The organism is Reyranella sp. (assembly GCF_004296935.1).
GTDB lineage: Bacteria > Pseudomonadota > Alphaproteobacteria > Reyranellales > Reyranellaceae > Reyranella.
Genome location: NZ_SCVH01000034.1, coordinates 1 through 21,599, shown reverse-complemented (window position 1 = coordinate 21,599; position 21,599 = coordinate 1). Strand labels below are relative to the sequence as shown.

The 21,599-nt window shown below is 65.8% G+C and carries 17 protein-coding genes, 1 tRNA gene and 2 riboswitches; of the genes, 5 read left to right on the top strand and 13 right to left on the bottom strand.

The genetic code is table 11. The features are described 5' to 3' along the window. Nucleotides 1–9 precede the first annotated feature (9 nt). The 5 genes from cobN to EPO55_RS04515 are packed head-to-tail and all read right to left on the bottom strand — an operon-like array spanning nucleotide 10 to nucleotide 5,852. Nucleotides 10–3,444 (bottom strand): cobaltochelatase subunit CobN, encoded by a 3,435-nt coding sequence (gene cobN, locus EPO55_RS04535; RefSeq protein ID WP_296335262.1) that lies wholly within the window; start codon nucleotides 3,442–3,444, stop codon nucleotides 10–12. A 6-nt stretch (nucleotides 3,445–3,450) separates the two neighbouring features. After that, nucleotides 3,451–4,485 (bottom strand): cobalamin biosynthesis protein CobW, encoded by a 1,035-nt coding sequence (gene cobW, locus EPO55_RS04530; protein WP_296335261.1) that lies wholly within the window; start codon nucleotides 4,483–4,485, stop codon nucleotides 3,451–3,453. Further along, complete coding sequence (locus EPO55_RS04525) at nucleotides 4,482–4,898, bottom strand: DUF1636 domain-containing protein (protein WP_296335259.1); 417 nt, start codon at nucleotides 4,896–4,898, stop codon at nucleotides 4,482–4,484. The genes cobW and EPO55_RS04525 overlap by 4 nt, the downstream gene beginning before the upstream one ends. Nucleotides 4,899–4,951: 53 nt before the next feature. Continuing rightward, nucleotides 4,952–5,662: a CbtA family protein gene (locus EPO55_RS04520; RefSeq protein ID WP_296335256.1), complete on the bottom strand. Its 711-nt coding sequence runs from the start codon at nucleotides 5,660–5,662 to the stop codon at nucleotides 4,952–4,954. Nucleotides 5,663–5,672: 10 nt separating this feature from the next. Then, complete coding sequence (locus EPO55_RS04515) at nucleotides 5,673–5,852, bottom strand: CbtB domain-containing protein (protein WP_296335255.1); 180 nt, start codon at nucleotides 5,850–5,852, stop codon at nucleotides 5,673–5,675. A 31-nt stretch (nucleotides 5,853–5,883) separates the two neighbouring features. Next, a riboswitch (cobalamin riboswitch) is annotated at nucleotides 5,884–6,078 on the bottom strand. A gap of 69 nt (nucleotides 6,079–6,147) precedes the next feature. Here EPO55_RS04515 and cobO point away from each other — a divergent pair. Both cobO and EPO55_RS04505 read left to right on the top strand, forming a co-directional pair. Continuing rightward, nucleotides 6,148–6,759: a cob(I)yrinic acid a,c-diamide adenosyltransferase gene (cobO, locus tag EPO55_RS04510; RefSeq protein WP_296335254.1), complete on the top strand. Its 612-nt coding sequence runs from the start codon at nucleotides 6,148–6,150 to the stop codon at nucleotides 6,757–6,759. Continuing rightward, complete coding sequence (locus EPO55_RS04505; protein WP_296335253.1) at nucleotides 6,759–8,249, top strand: cobyric acid synthase; 1,491 nt, start codon at nucleotides 6,759–6,761, stop codon at nucleotides 8,247–8,249. Before cobO ends, EPO55_RS04505 begins: the two co-directional genes overlap by 1 nt. Here EPO55_RS04505 and cbiB read toward each other — a convergent pair. Further along, a complete protein-coding gene (gene cbiB / locus EPO55_RS04500; protein WP_296335251.1) occupies nucleotides 8,221–9,195 on the bottom strand; it encodes an adenosylcobinamide-phosphate synthase CbiB in 975 nt (324 codons plus the stop codon). The genes EPO55_RS04505 and cbiB overlap by 29 nt on opposite strands. Here cbiB and cobD point away from each other — a divergent pair. Beyond that, entirely contained in the window at nucleotides 9,194–10,183 is a 990-nt protein-coding gene (cobD, locus tag EPO55_RS04495) for a threonine-phosphate decarboxylase CobD (protein ID WP_296335250.1), read from the top strand. The genes cbiB and cobD overlap by 2 nt on opposite strands. A gap of 253 nt (nucleotides 10,184–10,436) precedes the next feature. On the opposite strand, the gene EPO55_RS04490 is transcribed toward cobD, so the two are convergent. Genes EPO55_RS04490 through EPO55_RS04470 form a run of 5 tightly spaced genes read right to left on the bottom strand, consistent with a single transcriptional unit; the run spans nucleotide 10,437 to nucleotide 16,039 of the window. Continuing rightward, nucleotides 10,437–11,204 (bottom strand): ABC transporter ATP-binding protein, encoded by a 768-nt coding sequence (locus EPO55_RS04490; RefSeq protein ID WP_296335249.1) that lies wholly within the window; start codon nucleotides 11,202–11,204, stop codon nucleotides 10,437–10,439. Next, a complete protein-coding gene (locus tag EPO55_RS04485) occupies nucleotides 11,201–12,196 on the bottom strand; it encodes an iron ABC transporter permease (protein ID WP_296335248.1) in 996 nt (331 codons plus the stop codon). The genes EPO55_RS04490 and EPO55_RS04485 overlap by 4 nt, the downstream gene beginning before the upstream one ends. Continuing rightward, nucleotides 12,193–13,074 carry an ABC transporter substrate-binding protein gene (locus tag EPO55_RS04480; RefSeq protein WP_296335247.1) on the bottom strand — a complete coding sequence of 294 codons (882 nt, stop codon included), beginning with the start codon at nucleotides 13,072–13,074 and terminating at the stop codon, nucleotides 12,193–12,195. Before EPO55_RS04480 ends, EPO55_RS04485 begins: the two co-directional genes overlap by 4 nt. Continuing rightward, entirely contained in the window at nucleotides 13,074–15,284 is a 2,211-nt protein-coding gene (locus tag EPO55_RS04475) for a TonB-dependent receptor (RefSeq protein ID WP_296335246.1), read from the bottom strand. The genes EPO55_RS04480 and EPO55_RS04475 overlap by 1 nt, the downstream gene beginning before the upstream one ends. Continuing rightward, the gene (locus EPO55_RS04470; protein ID WP_296335245.1) at nucleotides 15,281–16,039 is read right to left on the bottom strand and encodes a methyltransferase domain-containing protein; all 759 of its coding nucleotides are present in this window, start codon (nucleotides 16,037–16,039) and stop codon (nucleotides 15,281–15,283) included. The genes EPO55_RS04475 and EPO55_RS04470 overlap by 4 nt, the downstream gene beginning before the upstream one ends. Before the next feature lie 121 nt (nucleotides 16,040–16,160). Continuing rightward, nucleotides 16,161–16,366, bottom strand: a riboswitch (cobalamin riboswitch). Nucleotides 16,367–16,484: 118 nt separating this feature from the next. Between EPO55_RS04470 and EPO55_RS04465 the strand changes: the two genes are divergently transcribed. Then, nucleotides 16,485–17,444, top strand: coding sequence for an LLM class flavin-dependent oxidoreductase (locus tag EPO55_RS04465; RefSeq protein ID WP_296335244.1), 960 nt, complete (start codon nucleotides 16,485–16,487; stop codon nucleotides 17,442–17,444). 571 nt (nucleotides 17,445–18,015) lie between these two features. Next, on the top strand, nucleotides 18,016–19,635 hold the full coding sequence (locus EPO55_RS04460) for an NAD(P)/FAD-dependent oxidoreductase (RefSeq protein ID WP_296335243.1): 1,620 nt from the start codon (nucleotides 18,016–18,018) through the stop codon (nucleotides 19,633–19,635). A 9-nt stretch (nucleotides 19,636–19,644) separates the two neighbouring features. Here EPO55_RS04460 and EPO55_RS04455 read toward each other — a convergent pair whose 3' ends face one another. Beyond that, nucleotides 19,645–21,285, bottom strand: coding sequence for an NAD(P)/FAD-dependent oxidoreductase (locus tag EPO55_RS04455; RefSeq protein WP_296335242.1), 1,641 nt, complete (start codon nucleotides 21,283–21,285; stop codon nucleotides 19,645–19,647). A gap of 222 nt (nucleotides 21,286–21,507) precedes the next feature. Next, a tRNA-Leu gene (locus EPO55_RS04450) sits at nucleotides 21,508–21,594 on the bottom strand. Nucleotides 21,595–21,599 lie beyond the last annotated feature (5 nt).

Here is a 21,599-nt window from a genome sequence, read left to right as displayed (position 1 = left end):
ATCGGGCCTTCATCGGCCGCCCGCGGCGGGTCCGCAAGCCCCGATCGCCGTCCCGATTGCCTGGGCGAGTTCCTCGTCGACGGCGTTGCGGCGAGCCGTCCAGAGGCCGCGCGCCAGGGCATCCCGGAGGCGTTCGGCGATGGCCGCCACGGCGGCCGGATTCTTCTCCCGCATCGCCGCCAGGACCGCGCCATCCGCGATGAGCGTATCGTGTGTCGCCTCGAACAGATGGTTCGGCACCACCTGGGCGGTCGCGGCAAAGGCGTAGAGCGCATCCACGGTCTGGGCGATCTCGGCGACGCCGCGGTGGCCGTGATCCAGCATGCCCGCAATCCAGCGTGGGTTGGTGAGCCGGCCGCGCACGACGCGTGCGACTTCCTCTGCGACCCTGCGTGCCTTCGGCGCCGCGGGCTGGCTGGTGTCGAGATGGTAGAGTTCGGGATCGTTGCCCAGCAGCGTCGCCGCAGCGGCAAAGCCGCCGGCGAAGTCGGCGACGCCGTCGCCATCCAGGAGATCGCGCTCGCGATCGTCCTGGGGATGGACCAGGACATCCGCCGCCGACACGCGATCACGGAATCCTCCATCCACGGCCTGCACGGTCTCGGCGGCGCCATAAGCGTGCGTGGCGGAGGATAGATACGCTTCGCCCAATTCGTCGCGCGAGGTCCAGGCGCCATCGAGGGCAAGATCGGCGGCGCGGGCGCCGTAGCTTCCGGGTGCACCACCAAAGACACGCGCCAGATCGGCACCGCGGCGGGCCGCTTCCGCCAGCGGATTGTCGGCGGCGTCTTCCTCGAGCGCAGCGACGCGCCGGACCGCCACGTCAAACAGCGCAATCTGGGTTTCGAAGATGTCGCGGAACAGGCCCGAGATCCGGAGCGTCACGTCGATGCGCGGCCGGTCGAGAACCGCCAGCGGCATGATCTCTATTCCCGTGACGCGGCTCGACGCCTTGTCCCAGGTCGGCCGCACGCCGAGATAGGCGAACGCTTGCGCGAGATCGTCGCCGCCGGTGCGGAGCGACGCCGACGCCCAGAGGTCGATGACCAGCACGCGCGGATACTCGCCGTGATCCTGAAGGTAGCGGCGGACCACCTCGTCGGCTGCCCGCGCGCCGATGACCGAGGCGGTGCGGGTCGGAATGGCGCGCGGGTCGATCGAGGTGAGGTTGCGTCCTGTCGGCAGAACGTCGGCGCGGCCGCGGGTCGGCGCGCCGGCCGGACCGGGCGCCACGCGTCGCCCATCGAGTGCAGCCAACAGCGCGGCGCGCTCGGTCTGGGCGCAGGCCGCCACGGCACTGTCGATTGCGCGCCGCATGGCGGGCGTGTCTTGCGTTCCCGAGGCCAGAACCATCGCTTCGGTCAACGCACTCTGCGCTTCTGCACCTGGGGCCTGGCCATAAATGTGCAGGCCGTCGCGGATGCTCAGTTCCTTGATGTCGCAAAGCTGGGCGTCGAGCTTGGCGATGGCCGCCTGGTTGGGTTCGTCGCGCACGAGACCGCACTCTGCCGCCAGGCCGCTATTCCAGGCACGCTCGACGATCTCGTCTTCGAGGAAGCGCAGACGACGCCGGTCGAGTCCGTCGGCCGACGCATATTCCTCGACGAGGCCTTCCATCTCGGCCATCGCGCCATGAAGTCCCGCTGCGCTGAGCGGTGGCGTGAGATGTCCGATGGTGACGGCACCGAGACGGCGCTTGGCCTGCACGGCCTCGCCCGGATTATTGACGATGAAGGGATAGATCACCGGCACGGCGCCCAGAACGGCCTCGGGCCAGCATTCCGCCGACAGCGCCAGCGCCTTGCCCGGCAGCCATTCAAGCGTGCCATGGGTGCCGAGATGGATGAGCGCATCGATCTTCTCGGTTTCGCGCAGCCACGCATACATCGCGACATAGGCATGACGTGGCGGGCAGGACATGTCGTGATAACCCGCCTTGCGATCGTCGGCGAGACCACGGTCCGGCTGCAACAGGACCAGCACATGGCCGCAGCGCAGGATGGGAAGCTCGAACGCACCGCCAACGACAGCGGGATCGCTGCCGGCATCACCCCAGGTCCTGTCGATGGCCTGTTGCAGACTTTCCGGAAGAGCCGCGATCCACGCCCGGTAGATCGACAAAGGAATCCTCACGCGTTCCGTCTGATCGAGCAGGAAGCGCTCGATGTCCGCCGTGGTCCGTTCCGATGTACCGGTGGCGTAGCCTTCGCTCCGCAGCAGCCGCAGGATCTCCGCCGCGCTCGCCGATGTATCGAGTCCGACGGCATAGCCGGTGCGACCGCCGCGGGCGGGATAGTCGGAAAGAACCAGCGCCAGGCGCCGTTTCCTCCGCGCCGTGCGCGCGAGGCGGGCCCAAGCCGACGCCAGGCGGGCGACATAGTCGACACGATCCGGATCCGATGCATGGCGGACGCTGGCGAACTCGATCCGGGGATCGACCGGCGCCTCGGCCTTGAACGAGATCGCCCGTGCAAGCAGGCGTCCGTCCAGTTCCGGCAGCACCACGTTCATGGCGAGGTCGGCCGGCGAGAGGCCACGCGGCGAGCCGGACCAGCCCTCGCGCGTGCTGCCTGACAGGACGACCTGCAGCACCGGCACGTCGGCGGCATCGAGCACCGTCGAGTCGTCCTCGCGCCGCGCCGAGAAGGCCGTCGTGTTGAGAATGACGGCGGGTTTACGCGCCCGCACCAGACGCGCGAGATCGGCTTCGACGGCGGGATCTTTCAGGCTGTTTACGGCGACAGCCATGGGCGCCAATCCTTCTCGATCCAACGCCTCGAGCAGCGCGGTGATCGGCTCGACATCGGCCGCCATCAGGTTGGACCGGTAGAAGACGACAAGCGCTGCCGGCCGAAGGTCCTGCGCTTCGCAAAACTCGGCGATGGCCACGGTGCGGCGATCGAGCGTGAAGCCTGCGATCGGGCCGACTGGCGCCGGCGGCGTCCAGGCGTTGCCACGGCCCAGCAGCGCGCCGACGTAGTGCAGCGCCTGGCGGAGATTCTCGATGCCGCCTTCGCGGAAGAAATCTTCCAGGCGCGCCAGCGGTTCGGCCGCCAGGGTCGAAACCGAGCTCAGCCGCGGATCGGTGCGGTCGTCGCCCGGCAGGGCGGCGAACAGCCCGCCGTTTTCACGCGCGATGTCGCCGATACGCTCGAAGCCGTAGCGCCAGTAGTCGAGACCGCCCAGGCCGCGGACGATGACGGCGCGTGCATGAGCCACGACGCGCTCGACATAGAGGTCGACCGACATCGGATGCCGGAGCTTTTTTAGGCTGGCGAGCCGAAGCGTCGGCAATGACTCCGCATCCTGCTGCCAGGCAGCGGCAAGGGCCGAAAGATCGCTGTCGGAGAATGAGAGCACGACGACGTCGGCCGGCGATTGACCGAGGTCGATGGCGGCATCGACCTCGTCCAGAGTCGCCAGCTGTGTCGCCAGAACGTGCATGCCGGTCTATCCCGCGATGGCGGCGCGAATGGCTTCCCTGTCGAAACCCTTCTCGCCGATCACCACCAGGCGGCCCTGCCTGGACTCGCCGGACCGCCACGGCCGGTCGAACTGGTGCTGGATACGCGCGCCCACACCCTGCACCAGCAGGCGCATGGGCTTGCCCGCGATCTCCACGAAACCCTTCACCCGCAGGATATCATGCGCACCGGTCGCCTTGGCGATGCGGTCGACCAGGTCCTGCGGCGCCGCGAAGGACGGCACGTCGATAACGAAGGTGTCGAAATCCTCGTGGTCGTGCTCGCCCTCGAGATCGTGATGCGAGGGCCGGCTTTCGAGGTCGGTTTCCGCCGCGGCCCCCAGTCCGAGAAGGACGGACACCGACACCTTGCCGTTCTGGACTTCGACCACCTTCACGGACTTGGGCAGTGTCTTGCCGATCTCGCCGGTCACCGACTTGAGTTCCGTCGCCGACATCAGGTCGGCCTTGTTCAGAACCACGAGATCGGCGCACAGAAGCTGGTCCTCGTAGACCTCCTCCAACGGATTGTCGTGATCGAGCGAGTCGTCCTCGGCGCGCTGGCGGGCAATCGCCTCGGGATCGTCGGCAAAGCGGCCCGCGGCAACGGCTGCGCCATCGACGACGGCCACCACGCCATCGACGGTGACGCGTGAGGCGATCTCCGGCCAGTTGAAGGCTTTTACCAGCGGCTTGGGCAACGCGAGGCCCGATGTCTCGATGACAATGTGCTCGGGCGGGTTGGGACGATCGAGCAGGCTCTTCAATGCCGGCACGAAATCGTCGGCGACGGTGCAGCAGATACAGCCGTTCGACAGCTCGACGATGCTGTCCTCGGTGCAGCTTTCGATGCCGCAGCTCTTCAGGATGTCGCCGTCGATGCCGACGTCGCCGAACTCGTTCACGATCACCGCGAGACGGCGGCCGCCGGCATTCTCGAGAACATGGCGGACCAGCGTGGTTTTGCCGGCGCCGAGGAAGCCGGTGATGATCGTGCAGGGGACCTTGGCGAGTGACGTCATGGGTCAATGGCCTCCAAGGCCGAATCTCGGGTCGCATTGCCGACCATGATGGGAGGAACCCGGGCGATCACGCCCTTGCGGAAAGACGCGGGCCGTTCCCGCCAGGCAACGATGCCGTTCTCTGAAGCCGCGAAGCTCAATGCCGCCGCAACGACTTCCTCGGCATGCGAGTCCGGATCGAGATCGCCGATCAGGTAGGTCCACTTGCCGGCACCGGCCAGGGCGACCGTGCATGGGCGCTTGCACACGGCCAGGCAATCGACCGGTGTCACGGCCACGCCCGTCTGATCGCCCAAGCGGACCCGCAATGCGTCGGCCAGATCACGACCCGGCTGGTCGAACGACTCCTCGGCGTCGCCAAGACTCCGCCGGCACGAGATGCAGACGAAGATCGTCACGGTCGCTTCATCCATCCAGACAAACTCCTGACCGTCGCGCGAACGCGACGACATACCGGCGGGGAAGGTCAGCCCGCCGTCTTCGGCGCGAATTTCGGCCAGAGCAGGCCGATGCCAATCCCCACCAACGCCCACAGCAACGCCTGCACGACCAGCGAAAGCGCGGTGAACTGCGCGGCAAGTTCGGCCGGCACCTTGCTCTCGAGTTCGTGCGGATGCGGAGCGCCGATGAAATGCGGGGCGAGCAGAAGGACGACCGCCCCAAGACGCACCACCGGATGATGATCGGCACGCAGGAAGGCCCATAGTGCCACGGCCGTCGCGATGGCCGTTCCGACCCACCAGAGCTGCCGGGCGATCAGGTCTCCGGCAGCACTTCCCGGCAGTTCGGGCGCAAGGCCGGCGGCGGGCGCCAGGCCGCAGGCGATGAAGCCGGCGATCGCCCAAGCGAGTGCCCGACGTTCGTCGATCGGAGCACCGGCAAAGACCATGACAGCCATCAGCACGAACGCGACTCCCACCGCAGTCGCGATCGTCGTGATTGCGGTGAAGAAGAAGCGCGGCATACCGTCGGCCGGCTTCCAGCCATCGTCGTGCGAATGAGCCTCGGTGCCCTGATGGCTATGCGGCACCTTGGGCGCGGCCGAAACCTCGGCCGGCTTCTCGTAGGTTTCAGCCGCGAGAATGAGCGGTGTCGTCGTGACCTGCTGCACTGCTGCAATCAGCAGGCCAGCCAAAAGCCCGGCCAAAAGGCCGACCGACAGAATCCGGGTAAGCATTGTTGCCGCGTCAGTGGCAAGGAAAGCTTAGGCTGTGACGCGTGTCGTGCGCGGCGTTGTGAATGACTTCAGGATAGGCAAAGCCGGTCAGGAAAACTAGGCCGAGTCCCAGGATCAAGGCGATGCCAGCCGCGCGCAGGGCTTCGCTTCGTTCGGTCGTTCTGATGACGGATGCGGTCGTGTTGGCCATATCAACTCTCCTTGGCTGCCCCACCGGCAGCTTGAATGTACCACGTGACGGCAGGTCTCCTGGCTCTCGGATCTTCGCCGTAGGCCCCCTTCCCGGTTTCCCAGTGGTATCTTGGCCGTTGGCTTACCGACTACAGTTGCGGGGGCAGCCGCGGATTTGGGGCGCGAACCCCGTACCGTGTTCCCTTTTGGGCCCCGTGAAGGGCACCGTCCCCAGATTGATACGAGCCCACTGCCTTGCTGACAAGGGCTTTGCCGACCATTCTGCGCGCCCCAATCCGGAAGCTCCAACGCCCATGCCCGCCATCCCTGAAGACGATGCCCATCACAGGGCCAAAATGGCCAACCGCAAGGCTGTTCAAGACGCCAAGCTAGCGGCCAAAACGGTCGAAAAGGGCCTGCTCGTCGTCCACACCGGCAAGGGCAAGGGCAAATCCACGGCGGCGTTCGGCTTGCTGCTGCGCGCCGTTGGCCGTGGCTTCCGCTGCGGCGTCGTGCAGTTCGGCAAGGGCGCCTGGCAGTCGGGCGAGCGCACCGCGATCGAACGGTTCGGCGACCAGGTCCAATGGCACACGCTGGGCGAGGGCTTCACCTGGGAGACTCAGGACCGCACACGCGACATCGAAGCGGCGAAGCGCGCCTGGGCGAAAACGCTCGAACTTATGGCCGCCCCCTCGATCCGCCTCATAGTTCTCGACGAGCTCAACATCGCGCTGCGCTACGATCATCTCGACATCGGCGAGGTTGTGACCGCACTCAAGGCGCGCCGGCCCGACCTGCATGTCGTCGTCACCGGCCGCAACGCCAAGGCCGAGTTGATCGAGGCGGCCGACCTCGTGACCGAGATGACTCTCGTGAAGCATCACTTTGCCGCCGGCGTGAAGGCGCAGGAAGGCATCGAATTCTGATGCGCGCTCGCGCGATCATGATTCAAGGCACGGGCTCTGACGTCGGCAAGTCATTGCTGGTCGCGGCACTGGCCCGCGCCTTCACCCGGCGTGGGCTCCGGGTGCGCCCGTTCAAGCCGCAGAACATGTCGAACAACGCCGCCGTCACCTCTGACGGCGGCGAGATCGGCCGCGCCCAGGCCCTGCAGGCGCGTGCCGCGCGCGTGGCGCCCAGCGTCCACATGAATCCCGTGCTGCTGAAACCCCAGAGCGACATCGGTTCACAGGTCGTGGTCCAAGGCCGCGTCGTCGGCAATGCACGCGCGCGGGAATATCAGGCAATGAAGCCGAAGCTGCTCGGCGCCGTGCTCGACAGCTTCCGTCGACTCACCGATGAGGCCGATCTCGTCCTGGTCGAAGGCGCAGGCTCGGCTTCGGAAGTGAATCTCCGCGCCGCCGACATCGCCAACATGGGCTTTGCACGCGCCGCCGACGTGCCCGTCGTGCTGGTGGGCGACATCGATCGCGGCGGTGTGATCGCGAGCCTCGTCGGCACCCAGGCCGTGATCGATCCCGCCGACAACGCCATGATCGCGGGCTTCATCGTCAACCGGTTCCGCGGCGATCCCTCGCTGTTCGCCGACGGCATGAAGTTGGTCGCCAAGCATACGGGATGGCAATCGCTGGGCCTCGTGCCGTTCTTCGAGGACGCCAACCGGCTGCCCGCCGAGGACGCACTCGGGATTCCCGGCCGGAGCGCCGAGGGTGACGGGCGGCAGCGCATCGTGGTGCTGGCCTATCCTCGCATCGCCAACTTCGACGACTTCGATCCGCTGCGCCTCGAGAAGAACGTCGATCTGGCGTTTCTGCGGCCCGGCGAGCCGATCCCCGGCGACGCCGCGCTGGTCATCCTGCCGGGATCGAAGGCCACGATCGCCGACCTCGCCGCACTGCGTGCCGCGGGATGGGACGTCGATCTGAAGGCGCATGTGCGCCGCGGCGGACATGTTTTGGGGATCTGCGGCGGCTATCAGATGCTCGGCCGGCGGATCTCCGATCCCGACGGCATCGAAGGCCCTGCCGGCCGGGTCGAGGGCCTCGGCCTGCTCGAGGCCGACACCGTGCTTGGAGGCGACAAGGTCCTGATCGAGATCGCCGGCAAGAGCATGGCCGACGCCGTGCCGTTCAAGGGCTACGAAATGCACATCGGGCGGACCACCGGTACCTTTCGCCCGCTGCTGCGCCTCGCCAACGGCAAGCACGACGGCGCGATCAACGCCGGCGGCACCGTCGCGGGCTGCTACATCCACGGCCTTCTGTCGGACGATCGACAGCGACAGCACTGGCTGCAGAGGATCGGCGTGAAGGGCTCGGCGCTGGACTACGAAGCCGACGTCGACGCGACCCTCGACCGTCTCGCCGACCATATCGAAAAGTATCTCGACTGCGATCGCCTGCTCGCGCTCGCCCGCGAGCCCAAGCTCAAAACATCCAGCACACCAGCACGATGAGGACCAGGACCGCGATCTGCAGGCCGCAGGCGGCGCGATAGAGATCGAGCGCGGCGCGGATGTCGCGGGCGGTCAGTTCACTGCGCCCATCGCCCACCCAGCGCTCGGCCACCTCGACGCCATCGTAGATACGCGGACCGGAGAGCTGGATGCCGAGCGCGCCGGCCATCGCCGCCTCGGGCCAGCCGGCATTGGGCGAGCGGTGGTGGCCGGCGTCGCGGAACAGCACCTCGATTGCCCGATGCACCGACAGTCCCGGCGACAGGGACGCCGCCAGCACGAACCAGAAGGCCGAGAGCCGAGACGCCGGCAGATTGACGAGATCGTCGAAGCGCGCTGACGCCCAACCGAAGGCGAGATGACGCGGCGACTTGTGGCCGATCATGCTGTCGGCCGTGTTGATTGCCTTGTAGGCGATGGCGCCGGGTAATCCCGCCACGACCATCCAGAACAGCGGTGCCACCACGCCATCGGAAAAATTCTCAGCGAGGCTTTCGATGGCGGCGCGGCTGACGGCCGCCTCATCGAGGCTCGTGGTGTCGCGGCCGACGATCATCGATACTGCCCGCCGGCCGGCTTCGATGCCGTCGGCTTCGAGCGCCGAGGCAACGGCGGCAACATGCGCGTGGAGGCTGCGCTGCGCCAGCATCGAACTGCCCATCACGCCGCACAGCAGCAGCGCCGCCACGTCATGAAGGAATTCCTCGAAGACCGCGGTGATCGCCAGGCCCGAGAGGATGCCGACAGCCAACAGCAGCACGAGCACGTAAATGCCGCGCCAGCGCCGCTCATCGTCGGAGAGCGTCTCGGAATTCCACGCCTTGTCGCACCATGCTATGAGCCGCCCGATCCAGGTCACGGGATGGCCGATCACGCGAAAGACGGCATCGGGATAGCCGATCATCGCTTCGGTCGCGACGGCAATGAGGGCGAGGTCGGCGTACATGAGTGCTTTGCCTATCACGGCGACCGGGACGGCGGAACCGCTGGCACATGGTGGCGATCTCAGCAACATCCGGCGGCGTTTCCCGGAGGCACCCGAGCCCTGGATCGACCTCTCGACCGGCATCAATCCGGTGCCCTATCCGATCGTCGACCTGGCCGCGGAGACCTGGTCACGTCTGCCCACGCAACAGCAGGAACAGGCACTGCTCGAGGCCGCCGCCCGCAGATATGGCGTGCGCGATCCGGCCACGATCGTGGCCGCACCTGGCACGCAAGCCCTCATCCAGATTCTGCCGCGCCTTGTCGCCAGATCACGCGTCGCCGTGCTGGGGCCTACCTACGAGGAGCATGCGCATTGCTGGGCCCGCCACGGCCATGACGTCGCCATCGTGCCGGATTTCGAACGTGCCGACGTCACCATCGTGGTGAACCCGAACAACCCCACGGGCAGGCTCCTGCCGCAGGAGTTGCTGCGCCAGGATCGCGGTCTGCTGATCGTCGATGAAGCCTTCGTCGACTTCCTGGCGCCGAGCGCAAGCCTCGCCGGCAACCTGCCGGCCAACACCATCGTCCTGCGCTCATTCGGCAAGGCCTACGGTCTGGCCGGCGCGCGTCTGGGATTCGCCATTGCCGAAGGACGCATCATTGATCGGATTCGTGACGAGCTCGGGCCGTGGGCGGTGTCGGGCCCGGCCCTCGAGATCGGCCGCCGCGCGCTGGGCGACCTGGCCTGGCTGCAGGCGGCGACCACCCGCCTCGCCGCTGACCGGCAGAAACTCGACACCCTCCTGGTCTCGGCGGGCAGCAACATTCTGGGCGGCACACCGTTGTTCCGTCTGGCGCGTCATCCCGACGCCGCGGGATTGGCCGACAGACTGGGACGGCAGGGCATTCACGTTCGGCGGTTTGCCCGCGAGCCGCAGTGGCTGCGGTTCGGACTGCCGGCCGATGACGGCGCGTTCAGCCGGATCGGGACCGCCCTCGCCTAGAGTTCGGCCAGGCCGAAGTGGACCATTTTTCGGCACACCTCGTTGTGCCACGCAGTGTCAAATGAGTTGTGCTGCAAACCGGCATCAAGCTCTTGATCCAGCAGCGCAATCTCCCCCTGACGAACCGTGCCACCGGCGCCCGCTGCGTCGCTGGATAGATGTCCAAAAAAACGCCGCCGGAATTGACGAAAGTGGACCATAAAAAACGCCCGCTGAATCTCTCCTGCGAGCGTCTCCCATCATGACGTAAATATTAGCCCAGACCTGCTGAATCTGCAACTTTTACCGCCCGCAGCACTGGCCCGTCGGACGTCTCCAGCCGCTCGAAGCGGACCTTGAAGACCGCGTCGAGCCGGGGATCGTCGATCAGGGCAGCGGCCGGCGCGTCGGCGACGATGCGGCCCTGGTCCATCATGATCACCCGCTCGAAGAAGCGGAAGGCGAGGTCGAGGTCGTGCACCACGACGACCGAAAGCCGGTCGATGCCGCGGCGCGTCAGGGTTTCGATCACGTCGAGGCGATGGCGGATGTCGAGGCTGGCCGCCGGCTCATCGGCCAGCAGCACCGGCGGATCGACCACCAGCACCGCGGCCAGCAGCACCCTCGCCCGCTCGCCGCCCGACAGCGTCGACCAGCGCCTGCGGCCGAGGCCGTCGAGTTCGAACGTGTCGATGACCTTGTCGACCGCATCGACGGTCAGGTGATCGCTGCGCTCGGCGCCCAGCCGGACGAGCTCCTGGACGGTGAGATCCCAGTGCGGATCGAAATACTGCGGCAGGAAGCCGATGGCGCGCGCGCGTGACGCGCTCGACAGCGCGGCAAGGTCACGGTCGCCCACGCGTACCGTTCCCGACAGCGGCCTTTCGATTCCGGCCAGTACCTTCAGGAGCGTCGACTTGCCGGCACCGTTCGGACCGATGATCGCCACCGAGCCGGTGGCACCGAGCGAAAGCGACAGATCGTCGAGCAGCGTCGCGCCGCCGCGCTTCAGCACCAGACGGTCGGCCACCAGGCTCGTCATGTGCGCAGCCTGCGGGCGAGCAGCATGATGAAGAACGGGCCGCCGGCAACGGCCGTCACCAGGCCGAGCGGGATCTCGGCGGGCGGCAGAGCGGCACGGGCGATGGCGTCTGCCAGCGTGACGATAATGGCGCCGACCAGCGCCGACGCCGGCAGCAGGGGCCGGTGCAATGGCCCGACCATCCAGCGCGCGATATGCGGTGCCGCCAGACCGACGAACGCCACGAGGCCGCCGAAGGCCACGGCTGCCGCCACCACCACCGAGCCTGCCAGCACGGCGACGGCGATGAAGCGCGTGACATTGAGGCCAAAGGCAACGGCCATGGTCTCGCCAAGCCCAAGCACATCGAGCCGGCCCGCGAGCAGCAGGGTGAGACCGAGGCAACCGGCCGAGATCAGGGTGAGCAGGCCCAGCACCGGCCAGGTCGGCGTCTGCACGCCGCCCAATACCCAGCTCAGTACGATCTGCAGGCTGACGGTCTCGTCCGACAGCGCCAGCATCAGGAACGAGCGCAAGGCACCCAGGATTGCCGCCACGGCGACGCCCGCCAGCAGCATGCCGGCGGCATCGACGGCGCCCGACACACGCGAAATGCCGATGACGAGGACCGTGGCCCCCCATGCGCCGGCGAACGCCAGCAGCGGCAGCAGGATGGATTGCGGCATCGCCAGCGGCACCAGCAGCGCGACCGTGGCACCGAGCGCGGCGCCGCCGGCCGACCCCAGCAGGTACGGCTCGGCCAGCGGATTTCGGAACACACCCTGAAAGACGACGCCACCCAGACCCAACAGTGCGCCGACAAGGGCGGCTGCCAGCACACGCGGGATGCGCCACTCGACCAGCAGGCGGCTGCGCAAGGCCTGGTCGCCGGCCACGGCCCGCATCAGGTCGGCCGGAGTCGCCCAATCGTGGCCGGCGCAGACACCGACCACGATGGCCAAAACGAGCGCCAAACCCAACGTCAGCCCGGTGCGGATCGGGGCCCCCGTCATTTGGCGGCCTGCGGATGGAAAATCTCGGCCAGGCGTTCGATGCCGGAGATCGTGCGTGGCCCCGGAATCAGCAGCTCGGCGCGGACGACGGCATGCGCACGCTTGTCCCTGACCGCGCGCATGTCCTTCCAGCCTGGGCGGGCGATCAGCTCCCTGAGGTCCTTTTCACTGCCAGCAAAGAGAAGCACATCGGGGTCGGCATTGAGGATCGCCTCGGGCGAGACCTGGGCGATGGCGCCGCTTTCCAGGCCGAAGCGGCCGCCGGCTCGCACGATGGCATCACCGGTATAGGTTCCGGGCCGCGCGATCAGCAGCAGCCCGTTGCCCAGCCGGCCCGTGATCATGATGGTGCTGGGTTCCTTGAGCCCCGCGACGCGCTGCTTGATGCGATCCAAGCGCGACTGCAGTCGCGCTGCCAATTCCTCACCTCGTTCGGCAACGCCGCCAAGGCGTCCGAGCAGGCGGATGTTGTCGAGAACTTCCACCACGCTCCGGTGCAGCAGGACGACGATCGGGATGCCGAGCCGCTCCATCGGATCGACGAGCTGGTTGGCGGCCTGCCGCGACGGCGTGACGATGACGAGATCGGGCCGCGCCGCCACCACAGCGTCGACCGAGAAACCCAACCGTCCGCCGACCAAGGGCTTGCCCAGCACTTCGGGCGGAAAGCGCGTATAGGCCTCGATACCGACAATGCGGTCAGCCAGGCCGAGGGCCGCCACCATCTCGGTGTTGGAGGCGAAGATCGTCACGATACGCTGCGGCGGCACGGGCAATGTCACCGAACGACCGAAAGCATCGTGAACCGTCACCGGCTCGGCGCGTACCGAGCCGGACAGGCAAGCTGCCGCGATGACGGCCAGGCAAAGTCTTCGCATCAGAACCGGAATTGGGCTCCGATGATGAACTCGCGGCCCATCATCGAGTTTCCGCAGGCGCCATTCTGGTTCACCAGGTTGGCGCGGCATGGATTCTGGTCCGTGGCGATGAAGATCGGATGGGCGTTGACGTCGAAGATGTTGTTCAGGGCCGCAAACATCTTGACGCCTTTCAGAACCTCGAGTTCGGCTCGCGCCTTCCAGATCCAGAACGGATCCTTCTGGTAGACCGTCGTATTGCGAATCTGCCCGGGAAAGAAAACCGGCGATAGACTTTCCTCGGTGTTGTACCACATCGGCCCGCGCAGGATTCCCAGCAGCTGGAAACTCCACGGCATCTCGACATTGCTCTGGCCGAACAGCGTTCCGACATCCATGCCGTACTGGTTGATGCGGGTGGCCATGTAGCTGTTGGCGCCGACCTGGGCGCCGTAGTCGATCATCTTGAGGTTGTAGTAGCCGTTGCCGAACACCTTCCAGTTCCACGCGTCCTTTGCCCCGAGCTTGAGCGTCTGGATCATGTCGGCTTCAGCCTGGTACTCGACGCCCTGCACCACGATATTGCCGGGATTGTTCACCTGGAGCTGCGAGATCCTTCCACCGGCCGAGGAAGTGGTGATGGGCGCGATCCGGTTGGCGATGGTGTTCTGGAAGACCACGGTATCGAGGCGACCGCCGAGCCAGTTGAAAGTGGTGCCAACCTCGAACTGCTGGCTCGTCTCCGGCGAAAGGCCGGGATTGCCGAAGATCGTGGTGCCGATCGGTGTCGTCGTGAAGTTGGCACCGAGTTCCGTCGCCGTCGGTGCGCGAAATCCGCTGGCGGCGGCGACACGGCCGGTCATCCAGTCCGTGAAGGCATAGGTCGCACCCGTCGAATAGGTCGTGGCCGTGTAGTTGTTGGTGCCGGTGAGCAGCGTGGTGGCGAAGGGCGTCCAGTCCAGGGACGTCGTTCCCATGGTCTGACGTACGCCGCCGCGCACGACCATCTTGTCATTGAGCAGGCTCTGCGAGTCCTCGAGATAGAACGCCCAGACGTTCTCCGTCTGATTGTTGTCCTGTGGCGAGAGCTGGGTCACCGAGCGGCCGCCCTGGCGATTGCGGTTCGACAGCAGCCAGCTTCTCTCCCAGTCGATGCCGATCAGCAGCTGGTTGCCTTCCCAGACGTTGAAGCTCGGCTGGAAGCGCGAGCCGACGATGTCGAGCGTCCGTCTGTTGTGATCGACGGTCGTCCGGGCGGCGACGGCGTTCAGTGCACTCCGGGGCGACGGATTGTTGAGATCGTCAACATCCTGGACGTAGTAGCCCTGCCAGTAGAGAAAGCCGCGATTGCCGATCTTACCGTTGTAGCTGAGGTCGACCGATTGATTGTAGCGCGTGTCGAAAGCGAAGGTGTTGGCGCTCGATCCGCGGAAGCCCGCATCGTAGATGCCGTCGGTGCGCACCGTCATGTCGACGCGGTTGTTGGCGTCGAACTGGTAGCCCAGGGCGGCCGTGCCGCCCTTGCGCGTCCAGCCGGTGTTCGCCTCGATCTGGCCGCCGCCGACCTGGTAGTTGTCGCGCGTGCTGCCGGAGAGGCCGAGGTAGTAGTCGAATCCGTCGATCACCCCGCCACTCTGCACCATGCCCTGAAAGAGGTTCCACGAGCCGACGCTGGCTTCGACGAGATTTCCCGGAGCGGTGCGCCCGGTCTTCAGGATGATATTGATCACACCGCCCATGTTCTGGCTGCCGTAGACGACCGACGTCGGGCCGCGGACGATTTCGATCCGCTGGATATCGGTGACCGACAGCTTGGAGACGTTGGCAGTGCCGGCGCGATGGCTGTTGATCAGCACCAGAACCTGACTCTTGAAGTCCCGGCCCTGGCCTTCGGTCGCAGCGCCCCGGATGTTGATGGAGGTCTGCCCCGGCGCCCATTCGCTCATGAAGCCGACGGCGTTCTCCGCCAGAAGGTCCGCAACCGACCGCGCCGTGGATTTCTCGATCCTGTCCTGATGGATGATCTGCACCGTGCCGGCGATGCGATTGACCGGTTCGAGCCGGCCGGTCGCGGTGATGAAGCCCTCGGGCAGGAAGTAATGCTGGGGATTTTGCCCCGGCTGCGGCCCCTGCGCCGATGAGGGATCCTGCGCATAGGCGGACGGCAGACCTGCCGCCGTCGCAATCAGGACGGCCTTTGCGGTAATGAGATACGAATGCAGCCTGCTCATGACTTCCCCCACACAAGAACGGCAGATCTTCTGGAAATTTCGAGGCGGAACCCGGCTGCTTTCCGCTTCGCCTTGAGGGCGAGATGCGCGCGCATTCGAGCGCGACGATCGTCGCCAGCAGGCCAGCCGAGGCGGTCGGCCAGATAGGCGGCGAGTTCGTCGAGATCGGGAACGATGCCGGTGAAGGTCCAGTCGGCGAACGAGATGTCGCGCGGCATCGACGACGGCAACAGGCGACGAAGGACGATGTCTATGCCTGGCGTCTCGTCTTCACCGTGCCATTCCAGGGGAAGGCAGCCGGCAAAGCACAGTCCGCGCGGCCCCGCGTGCGCCGGCACAACCCAGACGACGGTCCGCCGCGCCCAGCTCCGGCAGCGCGCCAGGAACGCCTCGGGTTCGTCCATGGTCGCGGGCATGGTTGCCGCCAGAACGGTGTCGTGGCTGTCGGGCAGCTCATTGGCATGATGCCAGTCGGCCGCAATCACCTGCGGCGGATGGTCCAACCTGGCGAGTCGTGATCGCATGCCGGGCGACGGTTCGATCGCGGTCCATCGGCCCGCCGGATCGCGTAGCGCGCCGCCGAGCTGGCCGCCGCCCGCGCCAACATCGAGGAGATCGCCGTTCGCGGGCACACTTGCGCGAATGAGCGGCGCGACTTGGCGCACGTAGTCGGACGTGTCGATCGCAGAGGCGTAGAGCGCCAGCGGATCGATCTCGCGCCGGCGTCCGGCGGGATCATGAGAAGTAGAAGACAAGAGGAAAACTCGCAGCGACCGTCACACGTCACTGCGAACTGTAGCCAGCCGACACCCAGCCGCTGGACGCGGAGGGAGTCCGGTTGGAGTCTACATCAGGACACCCCGCCCAATGCGTTCGCGCGTGACAACGGCTGGCGGCAGGTCTCCTGGCTCACGGGTCAATGCCTTCGACCACCTTCCCAGGAACCCGAAGGTTCCCAGTGGTATTCTCGGTCGCGGGCTCGCCGCTCACAGTTGCGGGGACAGCCGCGGAGTAGTGCGCCGAAGCGCACGCACCGCGTTCCCTTTTGATCCCTTGCGGGAACCACCAGATTTCATGCTGGCAGTCGGTATCCAAGGGGTCAAGGTCGATTCAATTCACGCATGACGTCGCACGCCGTCACAGGTTCGTTCGGCAATCCGTTCCGCTATGATCGTCGATCAAACAGATGGGAAAACGCCGATGCCACGATTGGGATACCTGCTGCCGACCCGCGAGCGGGTCATGGAGGGACGGCCCGAGACAGCCTCGCTGCTGGCGCTTGCCGAGCGTGCCGAGGCACTCGGCTTCGATTCGGTCTGGGTGGGCGACTCGCTCCTCGCCCGACCGAGGCATGATCCGCTGACCTTGCTGGCCGCGGTCGCGGCGCGCACGCGCAAGGTCGAACTCGGCACTGCGGTGCTGCTGCCCGCGCTCCGCAACCCCGTCGTGCTCGCCCAGCAGGTGGCGACACTCGACCGTATCGCTGAGGGCCGCGTGATCCTGGGCGTCGGCATCGCCGCCGACCTGCCGAACATCCGCGCCGAGTTCGAGGCCGCGGGCGTGACGTTCGAAAAGCGGGTCGGCCGGATGGTCGAAGGCCTGGCGCTTTGCCGCGCGCTGTGGACCGGCAAACCGGTGGAGTGGCCACGGAGCAACGAGGGGGGCAAAGAAGGACGCTGGAAGGTTACGTCCAGCGTGCTCGGCCCGACACCGCATCGGCCGGGTGGGCCCCCGATCTGGGTCGCCGGCGCCGTGGCCTCCGCCCGCGAACGGATCGGCCGGCTGTACGACGGCTGGTTCCCCAACTCGCCGAGCGTTGCGGAATATGCCCCGCAATGGGCCGACGTGAAGCAGGCAGCGCGCGCCGCCGGGCGCGATCCCGACACGCTCACCGGCGCCATGTACCTGACGCTCGCGATCGACGACGACGCGACGCGCGCCGACACCCGGCTCAACGCCTATCTCGAGCACTACTACGGCCAACCCGCCGGCCTGCTCCGCCAGCGGCAGATGTCCTACGCCGGTCCGGCGGCCGGCGCCGCCGCGTGGCTCAAGAGCTATGCCGATGCCGGCGCCAGCCATCTGGTGCTGCGCTTCGCCGGCGACCACGAACGCCATCTCGAGACCGCGGCACGCCTGCGCCGCGATCTCGGTTGGTAACGGGCGCGTGGCGGCCGGACGCGGGCCAACTCCCTGCCCTAGTCCCCGGCCATATCCCACATGGCTTTTCACGGCCTAAGGGGCCGTTGGATGCCGTTTTTTCACGGCCTTCTCGCATTATTTGTGGACGCCTGAATGTAACGCGTTCTGTCCTGAAACCTGTCCAGAATCCCGCCCGGAATCGCGTCGCAAGCCGATCGTCCGGGCCGACGTTCGCCGTCGGCGCCGTTTGCTGTTTGGGTCTCGTTCTTCGTTGTCGAGGGCATGGTCAGGACCATGCCAGGCGCAGGCGCTCTCTGAAGAGCATTTGGGGCACGCCGGGGGAGACCCGGTGGCACGGACGCCTCATTGTTGATTTCAACGGCCGGCGGAAGCGCCGATGCATTACCGCCAGCCTACAGGAAACGCCCTATCATTTCCTGCTGAACTCGTCGAATCACCTCTAAAGAATCTTCGGTGCTGGCAGTGCAGGCACGTCCGGGACTCTCGCAGAGCGATCATCCGCCAATTGCCAAGGTTGACCAGATGCGGACGGGGACCGATTTTGAACCGCAGACAGGAGCGACAGCAGATGGCCGCCTCACCCGAAACGAAGGCCCTCGACTACGACGCCATCGTCATCGGCGCCGGCATCTCGGGCCTCTACCAGCTCTACCGCCTGCGCGAGCTCGGGATGCGGGTGCGGGTGCTCGAGGCCGGCACCGGCGTCGGCGGCACCTGGTACTGGAACCGCTATCCCGGCGCGCGCTTCGATTCGGAGAGCTACTCCTACGGCTATTCCTTCTCGCAGGAGCTGCTGGACGAGTGGCACTGGACCGAGCATTTCTCGCCCCAGCCCGAGACCCTGCGCTATCTCAACTTCGTCGCCGACAAGTTCGACCTGCGTCGCGACATCCAGTTCAGATCGCGCGTCAGCGCCGCCCACTACAGCGACGAGGCACGGAGCTGGGACGTCACGCTGGAAGACGGCAGCCACTTCACCTCGCGCTTCCTGATCACCGCCATCGGCCCCCTCTCGGCGCCGACCATGCCACGCATTCCCGGCGTCGAGAGCTTCAAGGGCCAGTCCTGCCACACCGCGCGCTGGCCGCATGAGCCCGTGAGCTTCGAGGGCAAGCGGGTGGCGGTGATCGGCACCGGCGCCACCGGCGTGCAGACCATCCAGGAGGTCGCCAAGACCGCAGGCCACCTCACCGTGTTCCAGCGCACGCCCAACTGGTGCGCGCCGCTGCACAACGGCAGGATCGGCGAGGAGGAGATGCGCGAGATCAGGGCCGGCTATCCGGAAATGTTCAAGCGCTGCCAGCAGACCTTCGCCTGCTTCCTGCACACGCCCGACCCGCGTGGCACGTTCGAGGTGACACCGGAGGAGCGCGAGGCATTCTGGGAGAAGCTCTACGCCGAGAAGGGCTTCGGCATCTGGCAGGGCAACTTCCGCGACATGCTGGTCGACCGCAAGGCCAACGCCCTGATCAGCGACTTCGTCGCCAAAAAGATCCGCCAGCGGGTGAAGGACCAGGCGGTGGCCGAGAAGCTGATCCCGAAGAACCATGGCTTCGGCACTCGCCGCGTGCCGCTGGAGACCAGGTATTACGAGGTCTACAATCAACCCAACGTCACGCTGGTCGACATCAATGAGACCCCGATCGAGCGGATCACGCCCACAGGGATCAAGACCAGCGCCGCCGAGTACGCATTCGACATCATCATCTATGCCACGGGCTTCGACGCCATTACCGGCAGCTTCGATCGCATCGACATCAGGGGCGCCGGCGGCCTCAAGCTCAAGGACAAGTGGAAGGGCGGACCGAAGACCTACCTCGGGGTCCAGGTTGAAGGCTTCCCCAACATGCTGATGCTGATGGGACCGCACACGGCATTGGGCAACATCCCGCGCAGCATCGAATACAACGTCGAATGGGTGACCGGCCTGATCCGCCACATGTGCGCGCACGGCCTCACACGCGTCGAGGCCCGGCCCGAGGGCGTGAAGTCCTGGACCGACCACGTCAAGGCGCTGGGCGAGGGCCTGCTGTCGAACGAAATCGATTCCTGGATGACCGGGATCAATCGCAACGTCGACGGCAAGCAGGTGCGCACGATCGCGCGCTACAGCGGCAGCGCGCCGGCCTACCGCGCGCGCTGCGACGCGGTGGCGGCCGACGGATATCGGGAACTGGCACTGGCCTAAGCGTCGAAGCTACGAGAGGTCGAACCCCTCATAGTCACGCGCCGCAACCTCCTGGCAAATTTCGCGATAACGGACCATTCCTCCGGCATAAGGCATGAACACGCTGGGTTTGCCGGGAATGTTCGCACCCAGGTACCAGGAATGCTTCGCTTGCGGCAGCAGCGTCCTGTTGGCCACCTCATTGACCTCTGCCACCCATTTTTCCATCGAGCCGGGCTTGGCCTCGATGCGTTCCATACCCTTCGTCCGCATGTAGTCGATGCAGTTCGTGATCCAATCTACATGCTGCTCGATCGCCACCGGCATATTGCAAAGCACGGATGGACTCCCTGGGCCGGTGATCGTGAACAAGTTCGGGAATCCGGCAATCTGTAAACCAAGGTAGTTGCGTGGTCCCGCTTCCCAGGCCTTCGTCAAAGCCAGGCCGTCACGCCCACGAATGTCCATCCGCAGCATGGGGCCCGTCATGGCGTCGAAGCCGGTCGCAAAGACGATGATATCCAGCGGGTACTCAGCCTCGGCAGTCCGGACGCCTGCCGCCGTGATGGCCTGGATCGGCGCCGCTTTCACGTCCACCAGCGTGACGTTGGATCGATTATAGGTCTCGAAGTAGTCGGTATCGATCGGCGGGCGCTTCGCGGCGTAGGGGTGATCGATGTCCGACAATAGCGCCGCCGTTCGCGGATCCTTCACAATGCCCCGAATCTTGCGCTTGATGAAATCGGCGGCTGTATCATTGGCCGCCTTATCCATTAGCATGTCCTGGAAGGACGCCCGGAACTGCAGGCCGCCCCGCTCCCAAGCGGCTTCATAGATTTTCTCGCGGTCCTCCGCCGAAGTTTCGACGGCCTTGCGGTCCTCGATCTTGAAGCCCATGCCGTTCAGCGTTTCGTGGGTCGTCGCTCTGATATCTTTCGCATGCCGTTTGACATGCTGCTTGAAGTCCGGTGTCAGCGGCACGTTTCGCGCAGGGACCGAGTAGTTGGCTGTACGTTGAAACACCGTCAGGTGCTTGGCCTGGGCCGCAATCACGGGCGCGGCCTGAATGCCGGTCGATCCGGTGCCAATCATGCCAACGCGCTTGCCGGTGAAGTCCACCCCCTCATGAGGCCATTCACCGGTGTGATACCAATCTCCCTTGAAATCCTTAAGGCCGGGAAAATTCGGCACGTTCGCCGTGGACAGGCAGCCCACCGCAGTGACGAGAAACTTGACGACATATGTTTCGTCTTGATCAGTCCGGACTCGCCAACGGTTCGCGGCTTCATCGTAATGCGCCGACGTCACTCTGGTATTGAAATGAATGTCGCGTTTCAGATCGAACTTGTCCGCAGCGAAATTCAAATAGCGCAGGATCTCAGCCTGACCCGGATAGCGTTCAGACCACTCCCACTCGCGCATCAGATCGAGAGAAAAGGTGTACCAATAAACATGGCTCTCGGAATCGCACCGCGCGCCGGGATAGCGGTTCCAGTACCATGTACCTCCCACGCCGCCGCCGGCCTCCAACGCCGTCACTTTCAAGCCAAGGCGATCGCGGAGGCAAAGTAGCTGGTAGAGGCCCGCGAAACCCGCTCCGATCACCAGCGCGTCAAGTTCGATAACAGCGCCTGCTGAGGCACTCGAACGACCTTGCGACACTTTCCTCATGACCAACTATCCCTTCGAATCGCTCGCCATTGCCCAAGGCTCCAGACGCCCGTCACCGTGATCAATAGTACGCATCTGTCTTCGGTTCAGCGTCTTGCGCTTTCCAAATTCCGACGGGCGGCAGTTTAGCCACAGTCCGGGTTTGCCGGTCGGATTTGACTGACGCCGGTGAACGAAAAACGGGCCAGCGCTTGAACGCTGGCCCGCTTGCATTTCACACGATGGTGCCCCCGGTCGGACTCGAACCAACACTTCCGTGAGGAAACCTGATTTTGAGTCAGGCGCGTCTACCAATTCCGCCACGGGGGCACGCT

Bases quoted from the DNA above. Each gene is read 5' to 3' on its own strand.
- cobN (WP_296335262.1), bottom strand. From the start codon at position 3,444: ATGCACGTTCTGGCGACACAGCTGGCGACTCTGGACGAGGTCGATGCC.
- cobW (WP_296335261.1), bottom strand. From the start codon at position 4,485: ATGACGTCACTCGCCAAGGTCCCCTGCACGATCATCACCGGCTTCCTC.
- EPO55_RS04525 (WP_296335259.1), bottom strand. From the start codon at position 4,898: ATGGATGAAGCGACCGTGACGATCTTCGTCTGCATCTCGTGCCGGCGG.
- EPO55_RS04520 (WP_296335256.1), bottom strand. From the start codon at position 5,662: ATGCTTACCCGGATTCTGTCGGTCGGCCTTTTGGCCGGGCTTTTGGCT.
- EPO55_RS04515 (WP_296335255.1), bottom strand. From the start codon at position 5,852: ATGGCCAACACGACCGCATCCGTCATCAGAACGACCGAACGAAGCGAA.
- cobO (WP_296335254.1), top strand. From the start codon at position 6,148: ATGCCCGCCATCCCTGAAGACGATGCCCATCACAGGGCCAAAATGGCC.
- EPO55_RS04505 (WP_296335253.1), top strand. From the start codon at position 6,759: ATGCGCGCTCGCGCGATCATGATTCAAGGCACGGGCTCTGACGTCGGC.
- cobD (WP_296335250.1), top strand. From the start codon at position 9,194: ATGAGTGCTTTGCCTATCACGGCGACCGGGACGGCGGAACCGCTGGCA.
- cbiB (WP_296335251.1), bottom strand. From the start codon at position 9,195: ATGTACGCCGACCTCGCCCTCATTGCCGTCGCGACCGAAGCGATGATC.
- EPO55_RS04490 (WP_296335249.1), bottom strand. From the start codon at position 11,204: ATGACGAGCCTGGTGGCCGACCGTCTGGTGCTGAAGCGCGGCGGCGCG.
- EPO55_RS04485 (WP_296335248.1), bottom strand. From the start codon at position 12,196: ATGACGGGGGCCCCGATCCGCACCGGGCTGACGTTGGGTTTGGCGCTC.
- EPO55_RS04480 (WP_296335247.1), bottom strand. From the start codon at position 13,074: ATGCGAAGACTTTGCCTGGCCGTCATCGCGGCAGCTTGCCTGTCCGGC.
- EPO55_RS04475 (WP_296335246.1), bottom strand. From the start codon at position 15,284: ATGAGCAGGCTGCATTCGTATCTCATTACCGCAAAGGCCGTCCTGATT.
- EPO55_RS04465 (WP_296335244.1), top strand. From the start codon at position 16,485: ATGCCACGATTGGGATACCTGCTGCCGACCCGCGAGCGGGTCATGGAG.
- EPO55_RS04460 (WP_296335243.1), top strand. From the start codon at position 18,016: ATGGCCGCCTCACCCGAAACGAAGGCCCTCGACTACGACGCCATCGTC.
- EPO55_RS04455 (WP_296335242.1), bottom strand. From the start codon at position 21,285: ATGAGGAAAGTGTCGCAAGGTCGTTCGAGTGCCTCAGCAGGCGCTGTT.